General features: G+C 46.1%; 3 protein-coding genes and 1 pseudogene. All 4 read left to right on the forward strand.

All coding sequences use genetic code 11. The features are described 5' to 3' along the window. Positions 1-385: pseudogene (locus V7L97_RS11080) on the forward strand (NADH dehydrogenase (quinone) subunit D); the annotation flags it as partial. Next, the gene (gene nuoE, locus V7L97_RS11085; protein ID WP_333655974.1) at positions 385-849 is read left to right on the forward strand and encodes an NADH-quinone oxidoreductase subunit NuoE; all 465 of its coding nucleotides are present in this window, start codon (positions 385-387) and stop codon (positions 847-849) included. The pseudogene V7L97_RS11080 and the gene nuoE, both read left to right, overlap by 1 nt. 15 nt (positions 850-864) lie before the next feature. Further along, positions 865-2136 (forward strand): NADH-quinone oxidoreductase subunit NuoF, encoded by a 1272-nt coding sequence (gene nuoF / locus V7L97_RS11090; protein ID WP_333655976.1) that lies wholly within the window; start codon positions 865-867, stop codon positions 2134-2136. Further along, positions 2133-4778 (forward strand): NADH-quinone oxidoreductase subunit NuoG, encoded by a 2646-nt coding sequence (gene nuoG / locus V7L97_RS11095; RefSeq protein WP_333655977.1) that lies wholly within the window; start codon positions 2133-2135, stop codon positions 4776-4778. Before nuoF ends, nuoG begins: the two co-directional genes overlap by 4 nt. Positions 4779-4947: the final 169 nt, after the last annotated feature.

Here is a 4947-nt window from a genome sequence, read left to right on the forward strand (position 1 = left end):
GCAGTCAAACAGGATCATTAAACAGTGCATCGAAAAGATGCCTGAAGGCCCTGTTATGGCGCCTGATGCCCCTAAATTCACATTGCCTCCAAAGGACAGGGTGCTCACTGATATGGAATCCATGATACACCAGTTTGTCCTGATAACTAAGGGGCCAATAGCTGCACCGTGTGGAGAAATATATGCCGCAACCGAGGTTCCAAAAGGCGAACTTGGATTTTATATTGTAAGCGACGGCAGCGGAAGGCCTTACAGGATGAGATTAAGGGCGCCGTCATTTGTGCATGTATCGGTTTTGCCGAAGTTGTGCGAAGGGGCACTTGTGGCTGACGTGATTGCAAATATAGGAACGATCGATATAGTCCTCGGTGAGTGTGACAGATAATGTTAAGTGAAAAGGCTGTAGTTGAAATCAATCAGATAAAGGGCAGGTATCATGATGCCCGATCTTCCCTTCTGCCAGCTCTTTATGTTGTCCAGAGGGAGCATGGGTGGTTAAGCCCGGATGCAGTAGAAGCAGTAGGTGATTTATTAAATGTGCCTAAGGCAGCAGTTAAGGGCGTTTCCACATTTTATTCCATGTTCAGGCATAAGCCCATGGGCAGACATCTTATCCAGCTCTGCACCAATGTCGCATGCATGATTATGGGTGCAGAGAGGCTTGTGGATATTCTAAAATCGAGATATGGTCTTGAACCCAACAGCACAACCAGTGATGGAAGATTCTCCCTTGTGATTATGGAGTGCATAGGTGCATGCGGCACTGCACCTGCGATGCTCGTGGATACAGATTTCTACGACAATCTTACAGAACAAGGGATAGTGGATATACTGGAAAATTATAAATGATGGAGTAATGGAGTAATGGAGAAATTTCTGCTGAAAAATATAGATAATCCCAACTCAACGGATATAAATGAATACATAAGTGTCGGCGGGTATAAGGCCATTTCTAAAGCCTTGGAAATGAAGCCCGCAGATGTTATCGATGAGGTCAAAAGGTCGGGGTTGAGGGGAAGGGGAGGCGCAGGCTTTCCTACAGGCATGAAGTGGTCATTTGCAGCAGCAGACCCCAAAAAACCGAAATTTATTCTTTGCAATGCAGATGAAGGAGAGCCCGGCACATTCAAAGACAGGCCAATCCTTGAAAAGAATCCCCATCTCTTAATAGAGGGGATGATTATCTCAGGATATGCACTTCAGGCAGAGTACGGATATATCTATCTGAGGGGAGAGTATCCAAGGGCAAAGGATATACTAAAAGATGCTATTAAACAGGCACATGATAAAGGCTATCTCGGAGATAATATACTCGGAAAGGGCATAAGATTCCATCTCCATGTGCATCAGGGCGCAGGCGCATACATATGCGGGGAAGAGACAGCACTCATAGAATCCCTCGAAGGCAGAAGGGGTCAGCCGAGGATAAAACCTCCATTCCCTGTGAATGAGGGATTCCTTTCAAAGCCAACAGTTGTCAATAATGTGGAGACACTGGCCAATATACCATATATCATGGAGATCGGCGCAGAGGCATACTCAAAAATCGGAAGCCCTGATTGTCCCGGCCCAAAGCTCTATTCTATAAGCGGCCATGTGAAAAACCCAGGCGTGTATGAGCTGCCAATGGGCACGACTTTAAGGGATATTATCTATGCCCATTGCGGCGGTATCCGCGACAATAAAAAGCTCAAGGCCGTTATCCCCGGCGGCATATCAACCCCGATACTTTCTCCGGATAAAATAGACTGCCCAATGGATTTCGTTAATATGCCAAAGCACGGAAGCATGCTCGGTTCAGGCGCTGTTATGGTCTTTGATGAGACAGTGGACCTTGCAAAGGTCTGTCTCAGGGCCATGAAGTTTTTTGAGCATGAATCATGCGGCAAATGCACGCCATGCAGGGAAGGAGTGGGATGGATGAGGGCAATCCTTGAGAGGATATGCAACGGCTCAGGCAATGAAAAGGATATAGAGCTTTTAACCGAGGTATCCAAAAACATTATTGGCAAGACATTCTGTCCCCTCGGAGACAGTGCAGCGTCTGTCGTGCAGAGTTTTATAAAGAACTTCAGGCAGGAATTCGAGCAGCACATCAGCAAAGAGGCCAGTAAGGAGATAAAGGCAGCGGCATGATCACTGTAACCATAAACGGGAAGAAGATAACACTCGAAAAACCGGTAACGATCCTCAAGGCAGCCGAGATAGCCGGGATAAAGATCCCCACCCTCTGCCATCATGATATGCTTGAGCCTTACGGCGGATGCAGGCTCTGCCTTGTGGAGATCGAAAAGATGCCGAGGCTCCAGACCGCATGTACACAGCATGTAACAGACGGCATGGTAGTATGGACAGAGACAGAAAAGGTTGTTGAGGCGAGGAAGGGCGTCCTTGAGTTTTTATTAATTAACCATCCCCTTGATTGTCCTTACTGCGATAAGGCAGGTGAGTGCAACCTTCAGGACCTTGTCGTAAAGTACGGCCCTGCCACTGGAAGGTTTGCAGAGGGCAAAAGGACGCATCCGGAAAGCTATGATGACCCGATTATTGTAAGAAATATGGAGCGTTGTATCCTCTGCACCAGATGCGTGAGGATGTGCGATAAGGTGCAGGGGGCATCTGCCATTTCCATTACCAACAGGAGCAGCAAGTCCTTTGTAGAGCCATTCTCAGGAGGAAGATACGACTGCGAATACTGCGGGAACTGCCTGACCGTATGCCCTGTTGGTGCAATAATGTCGAGGCTTCACAAACATGCATACAGGCCGTGGCTCATAGAAAAAGAGGTGGATACAGTATGCTCATTCTGCGGAGTTGGATGCTCTCTGACATTGCAGGTGAGGGGCAACTCCATTGTGAGGGCTGTGCCTAAACCCGGCAAGGGATTGAATAAAGGACTCCTCTGTAACAGGGGGAGATTCGGTTATGACTATGTTGGAAGCACAGACAGGCTCGATTCCCCATTGATAAGAAAGGACGGAAAACTCGAGCGTGCCACATGGAGCGAGGCATTCTCATATATAGCCAATAGACTTAAGAAAATAAAAGAGACATATGGCAGCAACTCCGTAGCAGGCATTGCCTCAGGAAGATGCACCAATGAGGACAACTATGTATTCCAGAAATTCATGAGGGTGGTGCTTGGAACAAACAATATAGATTCTGTTGCAGGCTTTGCCTATGCACCTGCACAGAAATTCTTCGAAAGCATATTCGGACAGGGCGTAACAGCGAACCCTATGCATGGTATAGCAAATTCGGATGGAATTTTTGTTATCGGAGGGGATCCCACATCCGTAAATCCAGTGCTTGGTTTACAGGTAAGAGCAGCACATCAAAAAGGCGTGCCTGTGATAACATCGGGATACATGCAGGGTTTGAAGATGTTTTCTTCAAAAAGTTTGATTCCGAATCCGTTTACAGAAACTGCACTCCTCGCATCGCTGTTAACAGGTTTGATGAAAAAAAGACCTTTCTGTGGTTTGAACTCGGCATTCGAGAAAATTATAAGAGACATTCAGCCGGTTGAGATAAAAGAGGCAGAGGAGATTTGCGGTATAACATCGAAGGATATCAGCTATGCAATAGATACACTCTCAGTTATGACCAATCCATCGATTATCATCGGCAGGGACATTCTACAGAGGGCTGAAGGTCATACCAACCTGCTGCTCCTCGCAGCACTCATATATTTATTGAATGGCAGGATTTATCTCCTGTCAGAGCTTCCCAATGAGCAGGGTCTTGTGGATATGGGATGCCTGCCTGATACGCTTCCGGGTGGAAGGCCTGTAACAGTCGACATATTCAGGAAGAGATATGAAGAATTCTTCGGGGTCGAGATTCCATCCAGATCAGGGCTTAGTCTCATGGAGATGATAGATGCTGCGCACGCAAATAAGATAAAGGCAATGTATGTAATGGGTGAAGACGTGGTATCCAATGTCCCGAACACGAAGCATATTAAAGATGCCCTGTCTGAATTGGATCTTTTGGTTGTACAGGATATATTTATGACAGAGACCGCCAATCTCGCTGATGTAGTGCTCCCTTCTCTCGCATGGGCTGAAAAGGAAGGCTCTTATACAAACCTTGAGCGCAGGATGCAGATGCTCAGAAAGGCTGTGGACGGGAAAGGAATGGATGATTGGCAGGCAATTGCCGAGATCAGCAGGATGCTCGGCTTCGATATGGACTATAAGGATTCAGGTGATATAATTTCAGAGATAGCAAAGGTTTCGCCTCTGCATAAAGACATCTCCTATAAAGACATGGAGGATGGCGAATGCATGTGGCCTTATAAAGGCGAGCCTTTAAGGCACGGAATGAGCATCGAAGGCATCGAAAATTCGAAATTTGAAATTCGAAATTTGAAATTCGAAAAATATGTAAGGCCTGAGAGGAAAAAGATTTATATCGGCATAGATAATCCCTTGTTCCATGCAGAGAGTTTGAGCAGGAATTCTGCAGCCCTGCACAGCATAGCCCCCGAAGCATATGTAAGGATCAGCAAAGTCCTGGCGCGGGAATTGTCAATCGCCAATGGCGATTATGTCACTATAGCAACTAATTCCGGAAGCATTGAATTGTCTGCACAGATAGATTCCGATCTGCCTGAAAATATTGTCCTGATTCCAAACAACTTTGATGGTAAAGGGGTGTTTACGGTTATGAACTGGAAGATGAATACGGTGATCAAATCCCCTGTAATGGATTTTACAGAGGTTTTAGTTAGGAAAGCAACACATGTGTTTAAAGAGGCAACTATAAAGAATTAGGGGGTTCCCATAAGGGGGACGGAGTTCCCCTTATGCACAAAGGAGGTGTTGATTTGAATATCTTTGAGGCAGTCTTGTTCACAGGAAGCTCCAATTGGATACTGAATGTAGTATTCATAATAATCAAGATAGCAGTAGTCATAGGCGTAACAATGCTTCACGTGATGTA

The organism is Dissulfurispira sp. (assembly GCF_036745535.1).
Taxonomy (GTDB): domain Bacteria; phylum Nitrospirota; class Thermodesulfovibrionia; order Thermodesulfovibrionales; family Dissulfurispiraceae; genus Dissulfurispira.